Raw genomic sequence first — 21,862 nt, forward strand, 5'->3', positions numbered from 1 at the left:
TGGATAGTTCGCCGATTTAGTGTGCTTACATATCATATCCAGCGAGTGGAGCACAACGCCCGCGGTCCGAAAGCCTTCACAATTCGTCCAGGACGGGTCGACATTCAGGATTCCCAACAATAGCGCGACGATGCAAATCGCTTGAGCGACTCACTTTTGAGGCGTATGTTGCTGTCAGCAACCGAAGATGAGTCGATCTTCATTGATTGGCAATAGGCATCGGATGTAGCAACGCCGCCGCTCAATTCCAGGACAAGCTTTCGTAGCAAAATCCTGATGAAATGAGCGGCGACGCCATTTTACGCTACGCTCCTTTTGGGCCATCAAGCGGTTTCCAATTCCTCGGTCATCCACTGGCCTCTGACTGCTTTGTCGAGCGACAAGGATGCATGGAAGAGGGGCTGACTAGAGCAGTATCCGATCCAATCGTATCGGACCGGCTGTTCCAGGTTTTTGATTTGACGCGTTTCCGAGTCAGCAGGGGATTCTACCTGCTTCGAAAATGCTCTAGGTTGTTTGGACCATGTCCTTCACCTGATCGCGCAGCAGGAACTTCTGAATCTTGCCAAGTGGTGTGCGCGGAAAATCATCAACCAGGAACAGATGGCGAGGAACTTTGTAATTGGCCATCTGCTCGCGACTCCATCCTGTAAGATCGGGTAAAGTGAGCGTTTCGGCGGGTTTCAGGATTACGCAGGCGGCGCACACTTCGCCCATCCGCTCATCGGGCCAGGCGATGACGCACACGTCTGCAATCGCCGGATGCTTGCGCAGGATGGTTTCGACCTCGGCCGGATAGGCATTGAAGCCGCCGACAATGACGATATCTTTGAGCCGGTCCAATATGCGCAGATTGCCGTCCTCCCCGATACAGCCGACATCGCCGCTATGCAGCCAGCCATCGGCATCTGTCCGCCGTCAGCACCAATGGCACAGATTTGAGGTTGTAAATTAAGGAGGGTTTGGGCTTCGTCGTAGTGACGAAGGAACGAAGATGAAGCCCAAACCCTCCTTGAAAAATTCGCCGACAAAGGCCCCTGCTGAGCGTGTTGTGAAGGATATCCGGCGGCAGACCCGGCGCCATTTCTCAGCCGAAGACAAGATCCGTATTGTGCTGGACGGTCTGCGCGGCGAGGACAGCATCGCCGAGTTGTGCCGCAAGGAAGGCATTGCCCAAAGCCTGTATTACACCTGGTCGAAGGAGTTCATGGAAGCGGGCAAGCGGCGCCTGGCCGGTGACACCGCCCGTGCTGCGACCACTGGCGAGGTGCAGGATCTGCGCCGCGAGGCCCGTGCCCTGAAGGAATGCGTGGCCGACCTGACGCTGGAAAACCGCCTGCTTAAAAAAAGCATGATCGCGGATGGGGGCGACGACGAATGAGGTATCCCGCATCCGAAAAGCTCGAGATCATCCGGATCGTCGAGCAGTCGCACCTGCCCGCCAAGCACACGCTGGACAAACTCGGCATCCCCCGCCGGACGTTCTACCGCTGGTACGATCGCTTCGTCGAAGGCGGGCCGGAGGCGCTGGAAGATCGGCCATCGGCGCCGAGTCGGGTGTGGAACCGCATCGGCGACGATATCCAGGGCCAGATCGTCGAGATGGCGCTGGATTACAGCGAGCTGTCACCGCGCGAACTGGCGGTGCGCTTCACCGACGAGAAGCGCTACTTCGTGTCGGAGGCCACCGTTTACCGCCTGTTGAAGGCCCACGATCTGATTACCAGTCCGGCCTATGTGGTGATCAAGGCCGCCGATCGCTTCCATACCCAGACCACGCGTCCGAACGAGATGTGGCAGACCGATTTTACCTACTTCAAGATCATCGGGTGGGGCTGGATGTACCTGTCGACCGTGCTCGACGACTTCTCGCGCTACATTATCGCCTGGAAACTGTGCACCAACATGCGCGCCGAGGATGTCACCGACACGCTGGACCTGGCCCTTAAGGCTTCCGGCTGCGACAGCGCCACCGTGCTGCACAAGCCCAGGCTGCTCAGCGATAACGGCCCCAGCTACATCGCGGGCGAACTGGCGGAATACATCGATGCCCAGAAGATGAGCCATGTACGCGGCGCTCCGATGCACCCCCAGACCCAAGGCAAGATCGAGCGCTGGCACCAAACCCTGAAAAACCGCATCCTGCTGGAAAACTACTTCCTGCCCGGCGACCTTGAGGCCCAGATCGAGGCCTTCGTCGAGCATTACAACAACCAGCGTTACCACGAGAGCCTGAACAACGTGACGCCCGCCGACGCCTACCTCGGCAGGGCTCCCGCCATCATCAAACAGCGCGAAAGGATCAAGCGAAAGACCATCGAATATCGGCGCTTGCAACACCGCAGGCTCGCCGCTTAACATCAACCCCAAGACGAGGCCCGCACTCCGCTAATTTACGACGCGACGTGTGCCAAATGTTCTGACGACGGACACCTCTACCGAGCCGATGTCGAAGATCGCGCCGTTGACCCCCTGGGTACGGGCAAGAACCATGTCGCCCATATAGGTAGATACCGACTGGTCCGCGAGGATGGTCAATTCCTGCTGGCTTAGGCCGCGGATGGAGAAGGTGGGCAGGGAACGGCCGCCGCCCTGGCCGGGCACCGAAACCAGGCTGGGCACGACACGGCTGAGTTGCGCGACGTTGGAGATGTTGGCGCGCTGGAGCGCGGCGCTCGATACAGCGCTGACCGACAGAGGCACGTCCTGAAGACGTTCCTCGCGACGGCGGGCGGTCACGATGATCTGTTCGACTTCAAACCCGGATCGATCCTGGGGAGCTTGCGACGTATCGGCAGTGGCTTGTGCCGTCGCGATTTGCGGCGCTGCGGACAAAAAACATGCGGCTGATGACATAAATACATGCAGTTTTTTCATAACCATCCCCTCCCTATGGGTATTGAATTTATCGTTAAATAATATCGCCATATTTGGTCGATATTATTCATATGTAATTTATTACTTAGCGTATATTTTGGTTTATTTTAGATCGCGAAGAAATATTACTATAACTAAGTGTGATGTGCCGACGCGTTTCGGACGGATCGTTTTTGAAATATCTCGCGGACGGTTGTATTCGAGCCGCCCGGTATCACGGACCACGGGAAAAATCGGTCAGGACCCATGGCCGAACAGATTAACGAAAAGGCTTTGACCGTGGGGTGTTCTGCAATGTCTCCGCCAAGACATTTGCAACATCTCGCGTGTAGGCGGGCAACGCCCCTTGCGCGCCCCCAAGCATCCTCGTCTCCTCTATATCCCGCCCCGTTTTCGGAGCTGTGTGGTGAATGCATCATGCGTGGGATATTATGTCAGTGTCAGGGGCAATTTTGACATCCACGCGGGGTTAAATTAACATCCCGTTCATGGCTCGTGATCTGGCGGTAATTGCATTTGATGGGGTCCATCTTTCCAGCGTGGGCCTCTTCCTTGATCTGTTCGGTCTCATGCGCCGCCGGGTGGCGGACCAGTTCAAATCCCGGGACGAAATCGGCATGCAAACCCGGACCCGCCTGCTGGGGCAGGGGGGGCATCCCGTAAAACTGGCGGGCGATCGGCGGCTAGAGGTCGATGAGGGGTTGAATGACCAGGTAGCGCTTCTGCTTATCCATGTGCCGGATTTCGAATGGCCGGACGGGGTGACGACGATGGGTCTGGGCAATCTGCGCCCCATCATCGGCTGGCTCGCGCGTCAACATGCCGCTGGCGCGCATATCTCGGCGACCGGGCGTGGCATCTATCTGCTTGCCGAAGCTGGCTTGATCGGCAATGGGCCGGTTCCCTTGCCTCAATCTGCGGCTGCGGCGTTCCGGCTGCGCTATCCCCGCATCCGTGTCGATGCGAGGACGGCGATCCTTGAAAATGATACAATCGCGCTGGCACGCGGCGTGGTGCATGAAACCAGCATGCTCACGCGGTTGGTCGCACGGCTGATGTCGTTTTCCATGGCGGGAGCACTGGCAGACGTGATGGGGTTGCAGGAAACCGAGAGGGACGGATTGTCGGACGATCCCCTCGTGGCAGCAGCGCAGATCTGGTTGTCGGCGCATTCGTCCGCAGGCGCGCGCATCAGCGAACTGGCCGTCCATCTCGCGGTCAGCCAACAGACCTTGATCCGCCATTTTCGCGCCAGACTCGGCATGACGCCCCGCGCCTATCTACGCCTGTTGCGTGTCTGGAATGCACAATCCCAACTCAGGGAGACAAGTCGGCCGATCGCCCAGATCGCGACAATTGTCGGCTATGACGACCTTAAATCCTTTCAGGAAGCCTTTCGCGCGCATACGGGCATGTGTGCGACGCGGTATCGGGTAGAGTGTCGTGCTTCCGCAGCCGCCTCGTCGATCAAGGACATGATCCCTCATCCTCTTCCGATTGTTTGATGGGGTGACGAACCATATCCTCGCCGGCAAATTGGCGGAGGGGGCATCATGGATTTACAACTGGTTGGCAGGCGTGCGCTGGTGACGGGAAGTAATTCCGGTATTGGCGCCGGGATCGCTGCGACTCTGGCGGTCGAAGGGGCGATTGTCATCGTCCACGGCCGCAATGTTGAGCGTTGCGAACAGATGGTCGCCGACATCGAAGGGGCGGGAGGTTCAGCGTCGTTCGTGACCGGCGATCTTGCGACAGAAACCTGTTGTAGCACTGTCGCGCAAGCCGTGATGGAAACCGGTGGCGGCATCGACATATTGGTCAATAATGCGGGAGGAAGGGCCTGTTCCCATCGCACGGATGGTCAAGCCGGCGCAATGAATCCTGCATGGCTGGATACCCCCTGGTCCGATTGGCGCTGGACGTTCGAGCAGAATGTCGGCGCGGCTGTTCGGCTCATTCAGGCATTCGTGCCCGGCATGCAGGATCGCAAGTGGGGCCGGGTGATTAATATCGCCAGCGCGGCAGCGACCCAGACCGAACCCGACCTCGCCGAATATCAGGCAATCAAAGCTGCGATGGTCAACATGAGCGCTTCCCTGGCCAAGACGCTGTCTCATAGCGGTATTACCGTCAACACGGTCAGCCCTGGGGCCATATTGACGCCCGCCGTGGTGAAGACATTTACTGAAGTCGCCCGGAAGATGGGCTGGAACGCCGATGACTGGGCCGAGATAGAACGTCGTTTCACGACCGAACTGATCCCTATTTCCGCCGATCATTTTGGTCGACCCGAAGATATTGGATGAATGGTCGCGCTGCTCGCCAGTCCATTGTCCGGCTATATGACCGGGGCTAACTATCGCGTCGATGGCGGTCAGATACGGTCCATCAACTGATGTCGTTTCGGGATGGCGGAAAGATCTGGTCCGCATGCCGCGCTACCCAGTCAGTAAAGCGGGTAGGTGCGATGCCCAGTGCCTCCATGTCGGCTGGCCGCGCCGGATAATTGACGACATTCATCCACTGCTGGCTCTGGACCCAGCCGGCATGCTGCCCCCGCTCGACCAGTGTCGCCGGATCGAGCGTGCGCGCGCGAACCATCATACCCTTCAGCTCCGTCAAAATGGATGCAATCCGGGGCAGGGTAAGCAGATCTCCCGCCAATTCTATTGTCCGTCCCCCGAAGCGGTCCGGGTCTACGATGGCAGCCGCGACAACCCGTCCGATGTCTTCCGCCGCGATCAGTACCATGGGCGTTTCCGGTTCGATGGCCGTCAATATCTTGCCTTCGAACAGATCGGGAAACATCCATTGCGCTTTCGGGATCGCGAAATTGTCCATCATGAAGGCGGGGCGCAAAATACTGTATGTTGGAAAGTCGGCATGGCGCACATGATCTTCGGCATCGCGCTTGCTTTCCCAGTAATTGCGTTCCCATCGTCCCTCAGCCCATCCGGCCATATTATCGAAGGCGCCTGTATTGGAAACGGAGCTATGGACGACATGGCGGATGCCCGCACCGCGCGCGGCATCCATTAATATTCGCGCCTGCCGCCGTTCGATGTCGGGATCGACGCCGGGGGCCAATTGCACCGAAAACAGCGCATCGGCTCCGCGCAGCGCGATGTGCAGACTATCGGCATCGTCCAGGTCGGCCTCAGCGATCTCGGCGCCTATGCGCTTCAGGGCCATGGACGCTGGTGAATGGCGGTCCCGCACGATGGCGCGAACGGCCTTTCCGCTTGCCAGGAGGGCGCGGACGACCGCTCCACCCTGCGTTCCCGTGGCTCCTGTCACCGCTGTTTTCATGGGCGCTTCCTCTCTCTGGAATAAGCCAGCGATAAGCGCACCGGGTGTCACGCTCAACGGCGGGATGCTTCACGGGGCGGTTGCGCATCCATGTGATGAATCGATGTGCCATTTCTGGAAGGGTCAGATCACCGCGAGCGCGCTTGTCAGAATGACATGCACCAGTTCAGCCTGCCCGCGTACTCCCATCTTCGAATAGATTTTCTTGGAATAGTTGCGCGCAGTTTCGAGAGTGATTTCCAGATCGGTGGCGGCTTCGCTGATGGATCGCCCCTGTGCCATGGTCCATGCCAGTCTTGCTTCGCTGGGCAGAAGCCCGAACAGGTCGACAAGCTGGCCGCAACGATCCTGCTGCGACCATCGGTCGCCATTGACATAGATGATGGCCACGGCATTTCCCTTATCCCCGGAAGGGGCGTTCCTGGCGGGAGTCACGAATATATCGGTCCAGGGATCATCGCCTAGAGTGAATGGCTGTGGTCGCCTGCTCGCGCCGGTAGCGAAATCCGCCACCAGCTTCGCAATCTGTTGATCCATGTCCGGGGCGCGGAACAGCAGGCGATCATGGGGACCGCGTCGCAGCGCGTCAGTCCGCCGAAGCAGCGAGTCAATATTTGCCGTGCTGTTGACGATGCGGCATTGCGAATCGAGCATCAGCCACCCGAAGTTCAACTGACCTATCACTTCCTCGGAAAGCGACGCGCGCGCCCTTTCCTTTTTCAGTGCCGTCAGGCTGCGCAAGGCGACGCGGAAATGTGGCGCAAGATGGTGAAGGAGCGAACCTGTTGCCGCGGAAAGATCATGCTTGTCCGCCAGAGTGATCCACCCGTTACCGCCGCCAACCTCTGCAATTTGTACGCTCCGCATGAACTTTATCGGCCCTGATGTTGATGGCCTGTCCGGTCCCATGATTTTTCGGACTTCAAGGTCCATAAGCTCATGCTCGGCATAGACCCGCCCCTCGCGCATCTTCCATTGGGTGGCGTCTTCCTGCCATCGCAGGTGCGATATGCGGCTTAACTTCGATGGTAATGGATTGCCGACTACGCGTTCGAGGATGGCATCGCTGCCAGCGAACTGAATGAAGACGCCAACGCACGCTGCGCGCGTTTTAGCGTGCAGGAGCGCCAGAAACCTGCCCCACAGCGGCTCTTCGAAAATGCCGTCGGCCAACGCCACGAGCAAATCCGCCTCCTCGGCAGCAAAAATTCGCATGAATCACTATCCTCCCATTTGGGAGGTTGGGCTTTGGAAGCCATCTGTCAACTTAGGATCAATAAATGCGGGAGAGAGCATGTCACGAAATTTAACCCACCTTCAACGCCTGGAGGCCGAGGCGATCCACATCATGCGGGAGGTCGTATCGGAGGCAGAGCGTCCAGTGATGCTCTATTCCGTGGGGAAGGACAGCGCTGTGATGCTGCATCTGGCGAAGAAGGCCTTCTATCCCTCACCCCCGCCCTTTCCGTTGCTGCATGTCGATACGACCTGGAAGTTTCAGGACATGTACAAGCTGCGCGACAAGGCTGCGGCTGATGCTGGCATGGAACTGCTGACTTATCAGAACCCTGAGGCGCTGGAAAAGAACATCAACCCGTTCGACCACGGTCCGTTGCACACCGACATGTGGAAGACGGAGGGGTTGAAGCAGGCGCTCGACAAATATGGTTTCGACGCGGCCTTTGGCGGCGCGCGGCGCGACGAGGAAAAGAGCCGGGCCAAGGAGCGCATCTTCTCCTTCCGCACAGCCTCGCACCGCTGGGATCCGAAGGCGCAACGGCCCGAACTGTGGCATCTCTATAATGCGCGCAAGGCCAAGGGCGAGAGCATGCGTGTTTTCCCGATCTCCAACTGGACCGAACTGGACATCTGGCAATATATCCATCTGGAAGGCATCGAGATCGTGCCGCTCTATTTCTCGGCTCCGCGTCCAACGGTCGAGCGGGATGGGCTGTTGCTGATGGTCGATGATGACCGTTTCCGCCTGAAGGACGGTGAAGTGCCGGTCACTAGGTCGATCCGCTTCCGGACGCTCGGCTGCTATCCGCTGACCGGCGCGGTGGAGAGCGAAGCAAAAACCCTGCCGGAGGTGATCCAGGAAATGCTGCTGACGACGACGTCTGAGCGTCAGGGCCGGGCGATCGACAAGGATGCAGGCGACGCCAGCATGGAGAAAAAGAAGCAGGAGGGGTATTTCTGATGTCTGACGTGATCGAACAAGAGGCGGTTTACAAAACCGATGCACTCATCGCGGCTGATATCGATGCCTATCTGGACGTGCATCAGCACAAGACGATGCTGCGCTTCATCACCTGCGGGTCGGTGGACGATGGTAAGTCGACCCTGATCGGGCGGCTGCTTTATGACAGCAAGATGATCTTCGAGGATCAACTCGAAGCCCTCCAGGCCGACAGCAAACGCGTGGGCACACAGGGGCAAGAGATCGACTTCGCCCTCCTCGTCGACGGCCTCGCCGCCGAGCGCGAGCAGGGCATCACCATCGATGTAGCCTATCGCTTCTTCGCCACCGAAAAGCGCAAGTTCATCGTCGCCGACACGCCGGGGCATGAACAATATACGCGCAACATGGTGACGGGCGCGTCCACCGCCGACCTAGCCGTCATCCTGATCGACGCGCGCAAGGGCATATTGACGCAAACCAAGCGTCACTCCTATCTCGCCCACCTGATCGGTATCCGCAACATAGTGCTGGCCGTCAACAAGATGGATCTGGTCGATTATGATCAGGCCGTGTTCGACGGCATCGTCAAGGATTATACCGAGTTCGCGCGCAGCATTGGTATCAAGGCGTTCACGCCGATGCCGATTTCGGGCTTCAAGGGCGACAATATCACGGCCAACAGCGAAAACATGCCCTGGTACAAGGGGCCTGCGCTGATGGAGCATCTGGAAAGCGTCGAGGTCGATGCGACCTCCGACGTCGCCAAGCCATTCCGCATGGCCGTTCAGTGGGTCAACCGTCCCAATCTCGATTTTCGCGGTTTCTCCGGCCTGATCGCGACCGGCTCCATCCGTCCGGGCGATCCGATCCGCGTCCTGCCTTCGGGCAAGACCAGCACGATCAAGCGCATCGTCACGCTTGGCCGCGATCTGGATCAGGCGATCGCCGGCCAGTCGGTCACGCTCACGCTTGCCGACGAAATCGATTGCTCGCGCGGGGACGTTATTGCGGCGGCGGACAGCCCGCCACAGGTTGCCGATCAGTTTGAGGCGACGATCGTGTGGATGGACGAGGCAGAGATGCTGCCCGGCCGACCCTATTGGCTTAAGATTGGAACGCGGACGGTCAGCGCGACGGTCCAGCAACCCAAATATCAGGTCAACGTCAACACGATGGAGCATCTGGCGGCAAAGACGCTGGACCTGAACGCCATCGGTGTCGCCAACCTCTCAACCGACCGGTCGATCCCGTTCGAAGCCTATGCTGACAATCGGGAGCTGGGCGGGTTCGTTCTGATCGACAAGATGACCAATGCCACGGTGGCCGCTGGCATGATTCATTTCTCGCTGCGCCGCGCCGACAATGTTCATTGGCAGGCGACTGACGTCACGCGCGAACATCATGGGTTGTTGAAGAACCAGAAGCCGGCTGTGCTGTGGATGACGGGGTTGTCCGGCGCGGGCAAGTCCACCATCGCCAATCTGGTCGAGAAGAGGCTCGCCCGGATGAATCGCCATACTTTCCTGCTGGATGGCGATAATGTGCGCCATGGTCTCAACAAGGATCTGGGCTTTACCGATGCCGATCGAGTGGAAAATATCCGCCGGGTGGGTGAGGTCGCCAAGCTGATGACCGATGCGGGCCTGATCGTCATCACCGCCTTCATCTCACCCTTCCGCAGCGAACGGGAAATGGTGCGGCAGATGATGCAACCCGGCGAGTTTATCGAGGTGCATATCGACACCAGCCTGGCTGATGCCGAGGCGCGTGACGTCAAGGGCCTCTACAAAAAGGCTCGCAGCGGCGATCTCAAAAACTTTACCGGCATCGACAGTCCCTATGAAGCGCCGGAGGACCCTGAAATCCGCATCGACACCAGCGCCATGACGGCGGAAGAAGCGGCTGACGCCATCGTCGCGAGGCTTATTCCATGAGCGGTGAGCATGGGTCGGTCTTGACCGATGCCGAACTGGCGGCCCATCTGGCAGAGACGGCGGGCAAACTGCTGTTGGACGTTCGCGCCTCGGGCATCTTCGGCCCCAAGGCGCTGGGCAAGGCGGGTGACCAGACCGCCAACCAGTTCCTCTGTCATGCCATTCGGGAGGCGCGGCCCGACGATGGCCTTCTTTCCGAAGAAGCCAAAGACACTGACGAGCGGCTGTCCAAGAGCCGGGTCTGGATCATCGATCCGGTCGATGGCACGCGCGAATATGGCGAAGCGCGGGCCGATTGGGCCGTGCATGTCGCTCTTGCCATCGATGGTGTGCCCGCGATCGGCGCGGTCGCGCTGCCGGGGCTGGACGGTGGGCTGGTCCTGCGCACCGATCAGCCGGGCGTCGTCCCGCCAGCTCCCGCGAAGCTACGGATGGTCGTGTCCCGTACCAGGCCCGCGCCACAGGCGATCAAGGTCGCCGAAAAAATTGGTGCGGAACTGGTGCCAATGGGTTCGGCCGGTGCTAAGGCCATGGCCATCGTGCTGGGGCAGGCGGATATCTACCTTCATGCCGGCGGACAATATGAATGGGATAGCTGTGCGCCTGCGGCCGTCGCCGCTGCCTATGGCCTTCACATCTCCCGCATCGACGGCACACCGCTCGTTTACAATCAGGCGGATGTCTACATGCCGGACCTGCTCATTTGCCGCAAAGAGCATGCCGACAGCACGCTGGACGCGCTTAAAGACTGATCCGGTTGGTGGGCCGCTAATATCAATCATGGGGAGCATGCTCTCCATGATCCGATGACTCAGCGCAAGCTGCGTTAAATCTGGGGCATACGCATTCGGTGTCTATTCGGTGCTTGTCGAAACGAATGTCGAAATGGCACACCCCTCATCATCTAAAAAATCTAGCATTTTCAAGGTGATGAGGTGGTGAGTCCAGCTGGGTTCGAACCAGCGACCTACTGATTAAAAGTCAGTTGCTCTACCGACTGAGCTATGGACCCCCGATGAGGTTCGCCCGCCCTAATGAGGGTAGCGCGTCCGGTCAACCACTTGCGAAGGGTAAACGATACGACTTTTTGTGACGGGCAAGAAGATGGGCGGGACGCAGGCCCGTTACCGGGTCGCGCCAGGCCGGTTCTACGGCCATCAGCGGCTTAAGCACGAAGTCACGTATGCGGAAGGCAGGGTGGGGAATCTGAAGGTCACGCGTGTGCCAGCGCCCGCCGGACCAGAGGATGATGTCGATATCCAGTGTGCGGTCGCCCCAGCGGCGCGCGCGGCGGCGACCGAATCGATTTTCGATAGCGTGCAAGGCATGAAGCAGCGTGTCGGGTTTCAGGGGGCTGGCGATCAACAGCGCGCTATTGGTATAGCGGTGGCGGGAGGGGCCGAGGGGGGCTGTGTTGACGAACGGTGCAACGGCGCGGACGTGATGACCGTCCGCCTCCAAAGCGGCGATCGCCGCACAGAGGATGGCGGGCGGCGGCAGGCGGGCGGAAAGCGGGCGGTTGGAGCCGAGCGCCAGGACGTAGAGATGCGCGTCACTGCTGGTCATGCCAGCGCTCATCTTGCCCTTGCCCGTCATGGCATGGGCCTTTCGGGCGGATGATCCTGGACAGCCCCATGCGTGCATCTTATTGGCTCTCATCCTTCGCAAACGCCTTCATTTCCGTATAGGCTGCGTCACGTTCCGCAACGAGTAGAGCCAGCGGATATTTGGCAGCGTCTTTGTACGTCAAAAAGGGCCTGCCATCAGCGACAATGGGCGTGGTGCGTCCGTTATAGATCCGTTTCAGCAGGCGTCTTTGTGGCCTGCTCAATGACGGATCTTCGTCATTCTCGGTCATCAGATGTCTTGCGCGATGCGGCCGTAAAGATCTGGCCGTCGATCGCGGAAGAAGCCCATGCCCGCACGGTGCCTGCGCGCGCGCTCCAGGTCCAGCGTGGCCACCAGCGCGCCATGATCCTTCGCACCGGCCTCTGCGGCGAAATCGCCCCATTCGTCGGTGATGAAGCTGTGGCCGTAGAAGATCTGCCCATCCTCGTCGCCGATGCGATTGGCGGCGATGACCGGCATACAGTTGCTCACCGCATGGCCCAGCATCGCGCGACGCCACATCCGGCTGGTGTCGAGGTCCGCGTCATAGGGTTCGGAGCCGATCGCGGTGGGATAGAAGAGCATCTCTGCCCCCATCAGCGCCATCACGCGGGCGGTTTCGGGATACCATTGGTCCCAGCAGATACCGACGCCGATCGTGCCATATTTGGTGCCCCAGACCTTGAAGCCCGAATTGCCGGGGCGGAAATAATATTTCTCTTCATAGCCCGGACCATCGGGAATGTGGCTCTTGCGATAGACGCCCATGATTTCGCCCTGATCGTCGATCATGGCCAGGCTGTTATAATGATGATGGCCGTCGCGCTCAAAAAAGCTGGTGGGGATATAGACACCCAGATCCCTGGCCAGCTTGCGCATTTCCTGCACGGCAGGATGGGTATCGGTCGGCTGGGCGGAGGCGAACAGCGCCTCATCCTCTATCCGGCAGAAATAGGGGCCTTCGAACAGTTCGGGCGGCAGGATGATCTTCGCCCCGCGTGCGGCGGCCTTGGTCACATGGGTTGCGACCTTGGCGATATTCTCGCCCATATCGTCGGTGAAGCTGAGTTGCAGGGCGGCGACGGTGACTTGGGTCATGGCTGTTCCACAGAAGGCATTTGCTGGCTGGTGCAGTGAAAACTGCCGCCGCCCGACAAGATAGCATCGCTGGGCAGACCGACAATATCCCGACCCGGAAAGAGCGACGCGAAGGTGTTGAGCGCGGCCTGATCGTTGGGCTGGCCGTAGATTGGGACCACGACAGCGGCGTTGCCGATGTAGAAGTTCATGTAGCTCGCCGGGATCGGATCGCCATCGACCAGCACCAGGCCGGGCGAGGGGATGGACGCGACCTCAACCCCGTGCGCCCGCGCCCGCGCCCGCGCGTCGGCGTAGATAGCGGCGTTGGGGTCGTCTGGCGTGGTGGCTTCCGGCAGGGCGAGGAGGCCGGGCGCCACGAAGCGCGCGAGATTGTCGACATGGCCGTCGGTATGATCGTTGAGCAGCCCGTCGCCCAGCCACAGCATATCGGACAGGCCAAGGCTTCCGGCCAGCAGCGTCTCAATCTTGCCGCGGTCCAGGTCCGGGTTGCGATTGGGGTTCAGCAGGCATTGCTCGGTGGTGACGAACAGGCCGGCGCCGTCCGTATCGACCGCGCCGCCTTCGAAAATCCACGGCTGGGTGGAGAGGGGGAAGCCCGTGGTCGCTGCCAGACGGGCACCGATATCCTCGTCCCCCGCCATCTCATATTTGCCGCCCCAGCCGTTGAAGCCGAAATCGACGAGCGCGCGGTTGGCGCCACCCAGCACCGCAATCGGTGCAGTATCACGCAGCCAGACGTCGCCGAGCCTGTGGACCGCAATGGTGACGCCGGACGTGTCCAGCAGCGCGCGGGCGGCTTGCGCGTCGCCTTCGTTGACGACAACGAGGCGGACCTCCTCGCCCTTGCCATCTGCATGAACGGCATTGGCGAAGGCGGCGATCTGCGCGCGTGCGCTCTCAAACGCGTCGGGCCATTCGGCTGCATGGGTCGGAAAGCCGATCCAAACCCAGTCATGGGGCGCCCATTCGGCGGGCATGAGGAATGTCATGATAGGCTCCATTGGGCGCGTTGATGGCTGGCGCCTTACAGGATCGACGCGTGCGTTACAGCCGCCTTTTTGATCCGGCCGCACATTATGATAGCCTGCCGCGCAGGGGCTGGGGAGCGATATCATGCGGATCAGGGCGGTGCTGGGGCTTTTCGCGATGACGCTGGGCGTGCCAGCGACGGCGCAGGTCGTGCAGGGGACGGTGCCCGGCTGGATGGCGGGCGCCTGGATCGAGCGAAAAGGCGAGGATTGGTCCGAGGAATATTGGACGGCAGCGCGCGGCGACCTGCTATTGGGCGCGGCGAAGTCGGGGACGGGCGCGCGCCTGACCTGGTGGGAACAGACCCGCATTCAGCGCGACCCCGATGGCAGCATCGCCTTTTACGCCTCGCCACGCGGTCAGGCGCCCGCGCGTTTCCCGATGGTCGCGCAGAAGGAGGGCGAGATCGTCTTTGCCGACCCCGCCCATGACTATCCCCAGCGCATCCGATATTGGCGCGACGGCGCAATGCTGCGCGCGGAAATATCGAAGATGGACGGCAGCCGGGTCAACCGATGGGTCTATGTCCCGATGGGGCGATAGGCCCGCGATCGGCTTACTTACCCGCGCGACTCTTGTCGCGGATGGCGCGGAACTCGTCGCCATCGACCCAGTTGGGCCAGTCGGTCGTCGTCGCCAGTTCGCGGCCAACCGTGTAATAAAGTTTGAGGTCGCCCAGCACGCCGTTCCAGTCCCAGTTGGGATCATATTCGTCCTTGGGGCCGTGGTAGCGATGCTCTTCATAGTCCTTGGCCGCCGCCGCGCCCGCTACGGTGCCGCCGTTGACCAGATCGTCGCCACCCTCAAAATAGAGCATCGGCACGCCATGCTTGGCAAAGCTGAAATGGTCGGAACGATAGTAGAAGCCCTTTTCCGGGGTCGGCTCATCGCTGGCGACGCGACCCTGAGCGGCGAGCGCGCGGTCGAGATAGGCGTCCAGGCCCGACTTGCCCCGTCCGATGACGACGACATTCTTCGCCGGCCCCGCCATGCTCAGGGCATCCATGTTGACGCCGCCGACGGTCTGGCCAGCAGGAACGATGGGATGGTCGCCATAATAGGCTGAGCCGAGCAGACCTGATTCCTCACCCGTGACGGCAATGAACAATTGGCTGCGATCGGTGGGGCCTGCCTTCACATTGGCTTGCGCCAGTGCGACCAGCGCGGCGGTGCCGGTGGCGTTGTCGACCGCGCCGTTGCAGATATCGTCGCCGTCCGGTGCGGCCTGACAATGGCCCAGATGATCCCAGTGGCCGGTGTAGAGGACATATTCGTTGGGGCGCGTCTTGCCGGGCAGCAGGGCGACGACATTTTTCGAACTATGCTTGCGCAGGTCATTGTCGAAGGAAACCGATGCTTTCACCCCGTTCAGGGGCACGGCCTTGAACCCCGGCATCTTGGCGGCGGCCATTAGCGCGGTGAGATCCTGTCCCGCGCTTGCCATCAAGGCAGCGGCCTTGTCTTTCTGTATCCAGCCGATCGCGGCGGACTGGCCGGCATTGCCATTGGCGCTGTCGGCGACATGCTGCGCACCCGTCCAACTCGATTGAACGACATTCCAGCCATAGGCGGCGGGCACGGTGTCGTGGACGATGATGGCGGCTGCGGCGCCCTGCCGGGCAGCCTCCTCATATTTATAGGTCCAACGGCCATAATAGGTCATCGCTCGGCCATTGAACGGGCCAGTCAGCCCCTGCGTTTCATAGTCGGGATCGTTGACCAGGATGAGGACGGTCTTGCCCTTCACATCGACGCCGGCATAATCGTTCCAGCTCTTTTCGGGCGCGTTGATGCCATAGCCGACGAAGACCACCGGGCTGTCCTTGACCGCGATCTCCGGCTGGCTGGTGCGATAGGTGCCGATCACCATTTCCGGGCCATAGGCGGCCGACACGGCGCTCTTGCCGCCGGTGAAATTGAGCGCGGAGACATTCTTTGCGGTGATCTCGACCAGTGGGACATCCTGAAACCAGCTACCATTATTGCCCGGTTTCAGGCCCAGCTTTCCGAACTCGGTGGCGAGCAGGGCCAGCGTCTTTTCTTCGCCAGCAGTGCCGGGTGCGCGACCTTCATAAGCGTCGGAGGACAGTTCCTTCACCAGCCGCTTCATCGTGTCGATGGAGGGTTCGGCGGAGGTGGAAGCTGACCCTTTGGGTGCGGCAGCGTTGGCGGGTGCGGAAAGAGCGAGGATGGCGGCCAGAGCCATGAGGGAAGTACGCATCGGCGGAGTCCTCAAAATGAGAATGATGCGTGGGTGATGCCATCTGAAACTCCGCCGCGCAAGAATGTTGCGCAACGAAAAAGGGCGGCCCGTTGCGGGGCCGCCCTTTTTCTTGAAGCTTTGAAAGCCGATCAGCGCGAATAGAATTCGACGACCAGATTGGGCTCCATCTTCACCGGGTAAGGAACCTCGTCCAGCGTGGGAACGCGGACATAAGTGACCTTGGTGGCGCCATCGGGGGCGACATAGTCGGGGATGTCACGCTCGGCCAGGCTCTGTGCTTCCATGACCAGCGCCATTTCCTGCGCCTTCTTGCCCAGCGTGATCTCGTCGCCCGGCTTCACCAGACGCGAGGCAATGTTGCACTTCACGCCGTTCACATAGATGTGGCCGTGCGAAACGATCTGACGGGCGGACCAGATGGTCGGTGCGAACTTGGCGCGATAGACCAGCGCATCCAGGCGGCGCTCCAGCAGGCCGATCAGGTTCTGGCCAGTGTCGCCCTTCATACGGGCGGCTTCGGTGTAGGCCTTCTTGAACTGCTTCTCGGTGACGTCGCCGTAATAGCCCTTCAGCTTCTGCTTCGCCTTGAGCTGGATTCCGTAGTCGGAAATCTTGCCCTTGCGGCGCTGACCGTGCTGGCCGGGGCCATATTCACGCTTGTTGACGGGCGACTTGGGGCGACCCCAGATATTCTCGCCCATTCGGCGGTCGAGTTTATACTTGGCGCTTGAACGCTTCGACATAGTGATTCCTTACAAAAGCTAACAACGTCTGCCCCCTGAAAGGGAGCGTCTTTCCCGGTATACCGCCTGTTTTCCGTTTTCAGGGACAGGGCCACCGCTTCACCGAGGTGCAGGGCCGATTGCGAAGGCGCGCCTATGACGAAATGGGGCATTTATGTCAACCCCTCGACAGGGTGCCACGCTGGCCCTAGTCAGCATTTCCATGAACCCGGATAGCTATGGCACGATGGAACAGGTCCGCGCAGGCGTGGACGCGATTGACCGACAACTGGTGGGGCTGCTGGCCGAACGGTTCGCGCATATGCGCGCTGCCGCTCGCATCAAGCCCGACCGGAGCGCCGTGCGCGACGAGGCCCGCAAGGCCCAGGTCATCGCCAATGCCCGCGCTGAAGCGGAGCAACGGGGTGCCCCCGGTGAGGTGATCGCGGCCCTGTGGGAGCAACTGGTGGAAGCCTCGATCGCTTATGAGATGACCGAGTTCGACCGGACGCGGGCCGTGTAGCTATACCCGATCGCGGGCGCGGGGTTTGGCCAGCGTCGAGAGGACGCCGCGCAAGGTGCGGACCTCCAGATGGTTCCAGCCCGGCTTGGTCAGCAGATTACGTAGCGTCAACCGGGTCGCGGTCGCGCGGTCGGGTGGGTAATAATAGCCCGCCGGCTCCAGCATGGCCTCCAGTTGCGCGATCATCCCGTCCAGTTCCTCCTGAGGGGCGGGAACGCCCAGGTCAGTGACGGTCGGCTGTTCCAGGGTTGCCTGTTTCGACCATTCATAGGCGCACAGGATCACCGCTTGCGCCAAGTTGAGCGAACCAAATTCCCGGTTGATCGGCACGGTCAATATCTTGCGCGCGACGGTGACGTCCTCTGTCTCCAGTCCCGACCGTTCAGGGCCGAAGACCAGAGCGCTGCGTCCGGCCTGACCATGGATTTCGCGCGCAGCCTCATCCGGCGTGACGACGGGCTTGGTAACGCCGCGCTTGCGTACCGTGGTAGCATAGACGTGCGGGCAATCGGCGACGGCATCGGCGAGCGTGTCGAAGAGTTGCGCCTTCTCCAGCACAATGTCGGCGCCCGCTGCCGACGGCCCGGCATCGGGATTGGGCCAGCCGTCGCGCGGGGTGACGAGCCGCAACTCGGTCAGGCCAAAATTGAGCATGGCGCGGGCGGCCTTGCCAATATTCTCGCCAAGCTGTGGGCGGACGAGGACGATGACGGGGGGCAGTGCGGTCAAAGCGGTGTCACTCACGCCCGACCTCTTTCACGGTGCCCGCGAACTCCTCGAAATCTTTGGCTTCGGTGAAGTCCTTATAGACGCTGGCGAAGCGGATATAGGCGACGCTGTCCAGGCGTTTCAGCCCCTCCATCACCATCTGGCCGATGGCCTGCGCCGCGACTTCGCCGTCACCGCTGGTTTCCAACTGGCGCTGGATGCCGGAGATTAGCTTTTCGATCCGCGCGGGGTCGATCGGGCGCTTGCGGCAGGCGATGCCGATCGAGCGGGTCAGCTTGTCCCGCTCGAACGCTTCCTTGCGGCCCTCGCTCTTCACCACCCAGACTTCGCGTAACTGAATGCGCTCGAACGTGGTGAAGCGCGCGGCGCAGGCTTCGCACTGGCGGCGACGACGAATGGCGGCGCCATCCTCCGTCGGCCGACTGTCTTTTACCTGGCTGTCTTCATGGGTGCAGAAGGGGCAACGCAAGGTCTGTCTTACCCCTCGTAGATCGGGAAGCGAGCGCACAGGGCGCCGACGCGAGCACGGACATCGGCCTCGACCGCTGGATCGCCAGCTTCTCCCTTGTCGCGAAGAGCCGCCAGAACGTCGGCGATCATGTCGCCGATCTGCTCGAACTCCGTGACGCCAAAGCCGCGGGTCGTTCCCGCAGGCGAACCTACGCGAATGCCGCTGGTCTTGGTCGGGGGCAGGGGATCGCCCGGCACGCCATTCTTGTTGCAGGTGATGAAGCTGCGCTCCAGCGCCTCATCCGCGTCCTTGCCCGAAATGCCGTAGGGGCGCAGGTCGATGAGCGCGAGATGTGTGTCCGTACCGCCAGAAATGACGGCCAGGCCGCGCTGTTCCAGCTTCGCGGCCAGCGCCTGCGCGTTGGCGACGATGGCCTGGGCATAGGTCTTGAACTCAGGGCGCAGGGCTTCACCGAACGCGACCGCCTTGGCGGCGATCACGTGCATCAGCGGGCCGCCCTGAAGGCCGGGGAAGATGGCCGAGTTGATCTTTTTCGAAATCGCCTCGTCATCGGTCAGGATCATGCCGCCGCGCGGGCCGCGCAGCGTCTTGTGCGTGGTGGTGGTGACGACATGGGCGTGGCCGAAGGGTGTGGGGTGCGCGCCACCGGCGACCAGACCAGCGAAATGGGCCATGTCGACCATGAACAGCGCGCCGACCTTGTCCGCGATGGCGCGGAAACGGGCGAAATCGATCTGGCGGGGATAGGCGCTGCCGCCCGCGATGATGAGCTTCGGGCTGCACTCGATCGCCATTTTCTCGACTTCATCATAGTCGATCAGGTGCGTGTCCTCGCGCACGCCATATTGCACGGCGTTGAACCATTTGCCCGACATGCTCGGCCTGGAACCGTGAGTGAGGTGGCCGCCCGCATCGAGCGACAGGCCCATGATCGTCTCACCCGGCTTGACCAGCGCCAGCATGACGCCGCCATTGGCCTGCGCGCCCGAATGGGGCTGGACGTTGACGAAATTACAGCCGAACAATTGCTTGGCGCGGTCGATGGCGAGTTGCTCGACTTCGTCCGAAGGGGCGCAGCCCTGATAATAGCGCTTGCCCGGATAGCCTTCGGCATATTTGTTGGTGAAGACCGAACCCTGCGCCTCAAGCACCGCCTTGCTGACGATGTTCTCGGACGCGATCAGTTCGATCTGGTCCTGCTCGCGCTTCAGTTCCTTGCCGATGGCGGCGGCGATCAGCGGATCGGTTGCGGCCAGAGTGTCGGTGAAATAGCCCGCGGCGCGGATGTCGGACAGGTCGGGCTGGGCCAAGGTTGCGGTGCTCATGGGGCAGGCTCCTTCTTGAAGGGGGTTTGGCTTAAAGCGCGGGATTGGAAAGTTTTTCGACGCGGCCGGCATGGCGGCCACCGCCGAAATCGGTGGAGAGGAAAGCGTTGACGCAGGCCTTGGCCATGTCGATGCCGACCAGACGTTCGCCCATCGCCAGGACATTGGCGTCATTATGTTCGCGGGCGAGGGCGGCGGACAACGGCTCCGACACCAAAGCGGCGCGGCAGGCGGGGTTGCGGTTGACCGCAATCGAAATGCCGATGCCCGATCCGCACAGCGCGATGCCGCGTGTCGCAGCGCCCGACGCGATGGCTGTCGCCAGCTTGTAACCAAAATCGGGATAATCAACGCGTTCCGCGGTGGCCGGGCCAAGGTCATCGACCTCATGCCCTTCATCGCGCAGCCATTGGGCCAGTTCCGCCTTCAGGTCGATGGCGGCATGATCGGATGCGATGGCAATCTTCATGGCGACAAGCTCCTTCGCGACGCGCGGGTGATTCGGTCACGCGCCTCTTAGGCGCGCTGCCGCCCGATTGCCACCGCTGACCTGCCTGTCTATGGCAAGCGCCATGAATGGAACGATCCTGTCGATATTGATGCTGGCTGGTGCAGCGCTCACCGGCGGCGGCGCTTATGCACTGGCAAAGGGCCGCGACCGCAAACGCGGGGTATTGATGCTGGTCGCGGGGCTGGTCATGTTCGCCAATGTGGCGATCATGACCGTGCCCATGGGGTAGACGACGCCGTCGCCTACCCCATGGGCGATACCTTATCCTGCGTTAGCGAAGTCGAACTGGATGATCTGGGTCGGTGTCGCCCGGCAATAGAGAGGGAGGGTGCGGTTACCGTCCGGATAGGTTGCGGTGAGTGACGCTCCGAAGCGCCAGCCGCCATTACCCTGCTCCAGCGAAACGAGCCTGTCGTAGCTGACGCGGGTACCACCCGTTGCACCGATCTGCTTTGCCGCCTCATGAAGACAGGTCTGGACCGAAGGGCGGGCATCGCTGGGCAAAGCCGCCAGATTGGCGCTCAGTGCAGCAGGCGGCCCTGGCGGGAAGGTTGCAGGAGCATCCGCCACAGGAGCCGTTGTGTCCTTTTTCTTGCCGCTGCTCGCGAGCAACGCGATCAACCCGCCTGCGACAGCAACGCCGGCGATGATCGCACCAGTGCTTGGCCCCTTGTCCCTGTCCGGGCGAGGATAGCCCGGATATTGGCCGCCGCCATTACCGGCTCCGCGACCATAAGCGAATTCCGCCCGGCAGCCGTTGGAAACCCAGATCTGATTGCTGTTGTAACCCCAGGTCCGGCCCTGCGTACAACTGCCGCCCAGCCTGCGAACCAGTTGGACGCGATTTTCGGTACGGACGGAGCACCGCTGGGTCCTGCCGTTGCGCGATTCGCAACGGATGGTGCGGCCATATTGTCCGCCCGGATTAGGACGGGGCGGCTGAATCTCTGGTCTGCCCGGATTGGGACGGGGCGGTTGTATTTGAGGTCCGCCGGGGTTGGGACGGGGCGGCTGAATCTGCGGCCCCCCCGGATTGGGGCGAGGCGGTTGGATCTGAGGTCCGCCGGGGTTCGGCCTGGGCGGTGTCGGCCGTTGAGGCACGGGAAGGATTTGTGGCTCGCCTGGTGCTGGACGTGTCTGCGCGGACAGCGGGGCCAACCCCGAACCGGACAAGAGTGCGACCATGACCGATATGGAAATGAACCCTCGTTTCATCCTCTGCCTCCCTGTTTGCGGTCATGCCGCAGGAAAGGATCGCCATGCCGCAATTTGCACGGCATGCGTCCCGATCGTTTCGATCCTGTTACAGGATACAG

The 21,862-nt window shown here is 61.1% G+C and carries 23 protein-coding genes, 1 tRNA gene and 1 pseudogene; 9 read left to right on the forward strand and 16 right to left on the reverse strand.

Annotated elements, in window-relative coordinates:
* Positions 1-507: 507 nt before the first annotated feature.
* Positions 508-843 (reverse strand): AMP-binding enzyme, encoded by a 336-nt coding sequence (locus tag WFR25_RS11415; protein ID WP_336971014.1) that lies wholly within the window; start codon positions 841-843, stop codon positions 508-510.
* A 151-nt stretch (positions 844-994) separates the two neighbouring features.
* On the opposite strand from WFR25_RS11415, the gene WFR25_RS11420 reads away from it, so the two are divergent.
* A protein-coding gene (locus WFR25_RS11420; RefSeq protein WP_336967452.1) for an IS3 family transposase occupies positions 995-2,358 on the forward strand; the annotation gives its coding sequence in 2 pieces (ribosomal slippage) (positions 995-1,342 and positions 1,345-2,358; 1,362 coding nt in all).
* A gap of 30 nt (positions 2,359-2,388) precedes the next feature.
* Here WFR25_RS11420 and WFR25_RS11425 read toward each other — a convergent pair.
* On the reverse strand, positions 2,389-2,739 hold the full coding sequence (locus WFR25_RS11425; protein ID WP_336971015.1) for a Plug domain-containing protein: 351 nt from the start codon (positions 2,737-2,739) through the stop codon (positions 2,389-2,391).
* 626 nt (positions 2,740-3,365) lie between these two features.
* On the opposite strand from WFR25_RS11425, the gene WFR25_RS11430 reads away from it, so the two are divergent.
* Both WFR25_RS11430 and WFR25_RS11435 read left to right on the forward strand, forming a co-directional pair.
* Positions 3,366-4,382: a helix-turn-helix domain-containing protein gene (locus WFR25_RS11430; RefSeq protein ID WP_336971016.1), complete on the forward strand. Its 1,017-nt coding sequence runs from the start codon at positions 3,366-3,368 to the stop codon at positions 4,380-4,382.
* A 48-nt stretch (positions 4,383-4,430) separates the two neighbouring features.
* A complete protein-coding gene (locus WFR25_RS11435; RefSeq protein ID WP_336971017.1) occupies positions 4,431-5,183 on the forward strand; it encodes an SDR family NAD(P)-dependent oxidoreductase in 753 nt (250 codons plus the stop codon).
* 82 nt (positions 5,184-5,265) lie between these two features.
* Here WFR25_RS11435 and WFR25_RS11440 read toward each other — a convergent pair whose 3' ends face one another.
* Entirely contained in the window at positions 5,266-6,186 is a 921-nt protein-coding gene (locus tag WFR25_RS11440) for an NmrA/HSCARG family protein (protein WP_336971018.1), read from the reverse strand.
* A gap of 123 nt (positions 6,187-6,309) precedes the next feature.
* Positions 6,310-7,401, reverse strand: a complete 1,092-nt coding sequence (locus tag WFR25_RS11445) for a helix-turn-helix transcriptional regulator (protein WP_336971019.1) — start codon at positions 7,399-7,401, stop codon at positions 6,310-6,312.
* A 79-nt stretch (positions 7,402-7,480) separates the two neighbouring features.
* On the opposite strand from WFR25_RS11445, the gene cysD reads away from it, so the two are divergent.
* The 3 genes from cysD to WFR25_RS11460 are packed head-to-tail and all read left to right on the forward strand — an operon-like array spanning position 7,481 to position 11,054.
* Positions 7,481-8,386: a sulfate adenylyltransferase subunit CysD gene (gene cysD / locus WFR25_RS11450; protein WP_336971020.1), complete on the forward strand. Its 906-nt coding sequence runs from the start codon at positions 7,481-7,483 to the stop codon at positions 8,384-8,386.
* Positions 8,386-10,302: a sulfate adenylyltransferase subunit CysN gene (gene cysN, locus WFR25_RS11455; RefSeq protein WP_336971021.1), complete on the forward strand. Its 1,917-nt coding sequence runs from the start codon at positions 8,386-8,388 to the stop codon at positions 10,300-10,302. Before cysD ends, cysN begins: the two co-directional genes overlap by 1 nt.
* Positions 10,299-11,054 carry a 3'(2'),5'-bisphosphate nucleotidase CysQ gene (locus WFR25_RS11460; protein WP_336971022.1) on the forward strand — a complete coding sequence of 252 codons (756 nt, stop codon included), beginning with the start codon at positions 10,299-10,301 and terminating at the stop codon, positions 11,052-11,054. Before cysN ends, WFR25_RS11460 begins: the two co-directional genes overlap by 4 nt.
* Positions 11,055-11,238: 184 nt before the next feature.
* Here the strand turns inward: WFR25_RS11460 and WFR25_RS11465 are convergent.
* The 5 genes from WFR25_RS11465 to WFR25_RS11485 form a co-directional block, all read right to left on the reverse strand.
* Positions 11,239-11,314, reverse strand: a tRNA-Lys gene (locus WFR25_RS11465).
* 41 nt (positions 11,315-11,355) lie between these two features.
* Complete coding sequence (gene folK, locus WFR25_RS11470) at positions 11,356-11,868, reverse strand: 2-amino-4-hydroxy-6-hydroxymethyldihydropteridine diphosphokinase (protein WP_336971023.1); 513 nt, start codon at positions 11,866-11,868, stop codon at positions 11,356-11,358.
* Positions 11,869-11,947: 79 nt separating this feature from the next.
* Positions 11,948-12,160, reverse strand: a complete 213-nt coding sequence (locus WFR25_RS11475; protein WP_336971024.1) for a hypothetical protein — start codon at positions 12,158-12,160, stop codon at positions 11,948-11,950.
* Positions 12,160-13,008 carry an N-carbamoylputrescine amidase gene (gene aguB / locus WFR25_RS11480; protein WP_336971025.1) on the reverse strand — a complete coding sequence of 283 codons (849 nt, stop codon included), beginning with the start codon at positions 13,006-13,008 and terminating at the stop codon, positions 12,160-12,162. Before aguB ends, WFR25_RS11475 begins: the two co-directional genes overlap by 1 nt.
* Positions 13,005-14,000, reverse strand: coding sequence for an agmatine deiminase family protein (locus tag WFR25_RS11485; RefSeq protein ID WP_336971026.1), 996 nt, complete (start codon positions 13,998-14,000; stop codon positions 13,005-13,007). Before WFR25_RS11485 ends, aguB begins: the two co-directional genes overlap by 4 nt.
* A gap of 124 nt (positions 14,001-14,124) precedes the next feature.
* Between WFR25_RS11485 and WFR25_RS11490 the strand changes: the two genes are divergently transcribed.
* Complete coding sequence (locus WFR25_RS11490; protein WP_336971027.1) at positions 14,125-14,583, forward strand: DUF6265 family protein; 459 nt, start codon at positions 14,125-14,127, stop codon at positions 14,581-14,583.
* A 13-nt stretch (positions 14,584-14,596) separates the two neighbouring features.
* On the opposite strand, the gene WFR25_RS11495 is transcribed toward WFR25_RS11490, so the two are convergent.
* Together WFR25_RS11495 and rpsD are read right to left on the reverse strand one after the other, a co-directional pair.
* Positions 14,597-16,261, reverse strand: coding sequence for a M28 family peptidase (locus WFR25_RS11495; RefSeq protein WP_336971028.1), 1,665 nt, complete (start codon positions 16,259-16,261; stop codon positions 14,597-14,599).
* Between the two features lie 131 nt (positions 16,262-16,392).
* Positions 16,393-17,007, reverse strand: a complete 615-nt coding sequence (rpsD, locus tag WFR25_RS11500; protein ID WP_336971029.1) for a 30S ribosomal protein S4 — start codon at positions 17,005-17,007, stop codon at positions 16,393-16,395.
* A gap of 202 nt (positions 17,008-17,209) precedes the next feature.
* Between rpsD and WFR25_RS11505 the strand changes: the two genes are divergently transcribed.
* Positions 17,210-17,509, forward strand: a complete 300-nt coding sequence (locus tag WFR25_RS11505; RefSeq protein ID WP_336974881.1) for a chorismate mutase — start codon at positions 17,210-17,212, stop codon at positions 17,507-17,509.
* Here WFR25_RS11505 and WFR25_RS11510 read toward each other — a convergent pair.
* From WFR25_RS11510 to rpiB, 4 genes and pseudogenes are all read right to left on the reverse strand, one after another.
* Positions 17,510-18,235: pseudogene (locus WFR25_RS11510) on the reverse strand (RNA methyltransferase); the annotation flags it as partial.
* Positions 18,236-18,245: 10 nt separating this feature from the next.
* Positions 18,246-18,707 carry a transcriptional regulator NrdR gene (gene nrdR / locus WFR25_RS11515; RefSeq protein WP_336971030.1) on the reverse strand — a complete coding sequence of 154 codons (462 nt, stop codon included), beginning with the start codon at positions 18,705-18,707 and terminating at the stop codon, positions 18,246-18,248.
* Between the two features lie 8 nt (positions 18,708-18,715).
* Positions 18,716-20,035 carry a serine hydroxymethyltransferase gene (gene glyA / locus WFR25_RS11520; RefSeq protein ID WP_336971031.1) on the reverse strand — a complete coding sequence of 440 codons (1,320 nt, stop codon included), beginning with the start codon at positions 20,033-20,035 and terminating at the stop codon, positions 18,716-18,718.
* A 31-nt stretch (positions 20,036-20,066) separates the two neighbouring features.
* Positions 20,067-20,504: a ribose 5-phosphate isomerase B gene (gene rpiB / locus WFR25_RS11525; RefSeq protein ID WP_336971032.1), complete on the reverse strand. Its 438-nt coding sequence runs from the start codon at positions 20,502-20,504 to the stop codon at positions 20,067-20,069.
* Positions 20,505-20,607: 103 nt separating this feature from the next.
* Here rpiB and WFR25_RS11530 point away from each other — a divergent pair, with 103 nt between their 5' ends.
* Positions 20,608-20,775: a hypothetical protein gene (locus tag WFR25_RS11530; protein WP_336971033.1), complete on the forward strand. Its 168-nt coding sequence runs from the start codon at positions 20,608-20,610 to the stop codon at positions 20,773-20,775.
* 32 nt (positions 20,776-20,807) lie between these two features.
* Here the strand turns inward: WFR25_RS11530 and WFR25_RS11535 are convergent, their stop codons facing one another.
* A complete protein-coding gene (locus WFR25_RS11535; protein WP_336971034.1) occupies positions 20,808-21,761 on the reverse strand; it encodes a DUF3011 domain-containing protein in 954 nt (317 codons plus the stop codon).
* Between the last annotated feature and the right edge of the window lie 101 nt (positions 21,762-21,862).

The organism is Sphingobium aromaticiconvertens (assembly GCF_037154075.1).
GTDB classification, from domain to species: Bacteria; Pseudomonadota; Alphaproteobacteria; order Sphingomonadales; family Sphingomonadaceae; genus Sphingobium; species Sphingobium aromaticiconvertens.

Coding starts and splice junctions, on each gene's coding strand:
- WFR25_RS11430 (WP_336971016.1), top strand. CDS start 3,366: ATGGCTCGTGATCTGGCGGTAATTGCATTTGATGGGGTCCATCTTTCC.
- WFR25_RS11435 (WP_336971017.1), top strand. CDS start 4,431: ATGGATTTACAACTGGTTGGCAGGCGTGCGCTGGTGACGGGAAGTAAT.
- WFR25_RS11440 (WP_336971018.1), bottom strand. CDS start 6,186: ATGAAAACAGCGGTGACAGGAGCCACGGGAACGCAGGGTGGAGCGGTC.
- WFR25_RS11445 (WP_336971019.1), bottom strand. CDS start 7,401: ATGCGAATTTTTGCTGCCGAGGAGGCGGATTTGCTCGTGGCGTTGGCC.
- cysD (WP_336971020.1), top strand. CDS start 7,481: ATGTCACGAAATTTAACCCACCTTCAACGCCTGGAGGCCGAGGCGATC.
- cysN (WP_336971021.1), top strand. CDS start 8,386: ATGTCTGACGTGATCGAACAAGAGGCGGTTTACAAAACCGATGCACTC.
- WFR25_RS11460 (WP_336971022.1), top strand. CDS start 10,299: ATGAGCGGTGAGCATGGGTCGGTCTTGACCGATGCCGAACTGGCGGCC.
- folK (WP_336971023.1), bottom strand. CDS start 11,868: ATGACCAGCAGTGACGCGCATCTCTACGTCCTGGCGCTCGGCTCCAAC.
- WFR25_RS11475 (WP_336971024.1), bottom strand. CDS start 12,160: ATGACCGAGAATGACGAAGATCCGTCATTGAGCAGGCCACAAAGACGC.
- aguB (WP_336971025.1), bottom strand. CDS start 13,008: ATGACCCAAGTCACCGTCGCCGCCCTGCAACTCAGCTTCACCGACGAT.
- WFR25_RS11485 (WP_336971026.1), bottom strand. CDS start 14,000: ATGACATTCCTCATGCCCGCCGAATGGGCGCCCCATGACTGGGTTTGG.
- WFR25_RS11490 (WP_336971027.1), top strand. CDS start 14,125: ATGCGGATCAGGGCGGTGCTGGGGCTTTTCGCGATGACGCTGGGCGTG.
- WFR25_RS11495 (WP_336971028.1), bottom strand. CDS start 16,261: ATGCGTACTTCCCTCATGGCTCTGGCCGCCATCCTCGCTCTTTCCGCA.
- rpsD (WP_336971029.1), bottom strand. CDS start 17,007: ATGTCGAAGCGTTCAAGCGCCAAGTATAAACTCGACCGCCGAATGGGC.
- WFR25_RS11505 (WP_336974881.1), top strand. CDS start 17,210: ATGAACCCGGATAGCTATGGCACGATGGAACAGGTCCGCGCAGGCGTG.
- glyA (WP_336971031.1), bottom strand. CDS start 20,035: ATGAGCACCGCAACCTTGGCCCAGCCCGACCTGTCCGACATCCGCGCC.
- rpiB (WP_336971032.1), bottom strand. CDS start 20,504: ATGAAGATTGCCATCGCATCCGATCATGCCGCCATCGACCTGAAGGCG.
- WFR25_RS11530 (WP_336971033.1), top strand. CDS start 20,608: ATGAATGGAACGATCCTGTCGATATTGATGCTGGCTGGTGCAGCGCTC.
- WFR25_RS11535 (WP_336971034.1), bottom strand. CDS start 21,761: ATGAAACGAGGGTTCATTTCCATATCGGTCATGGTCGCACTCTTGTCC.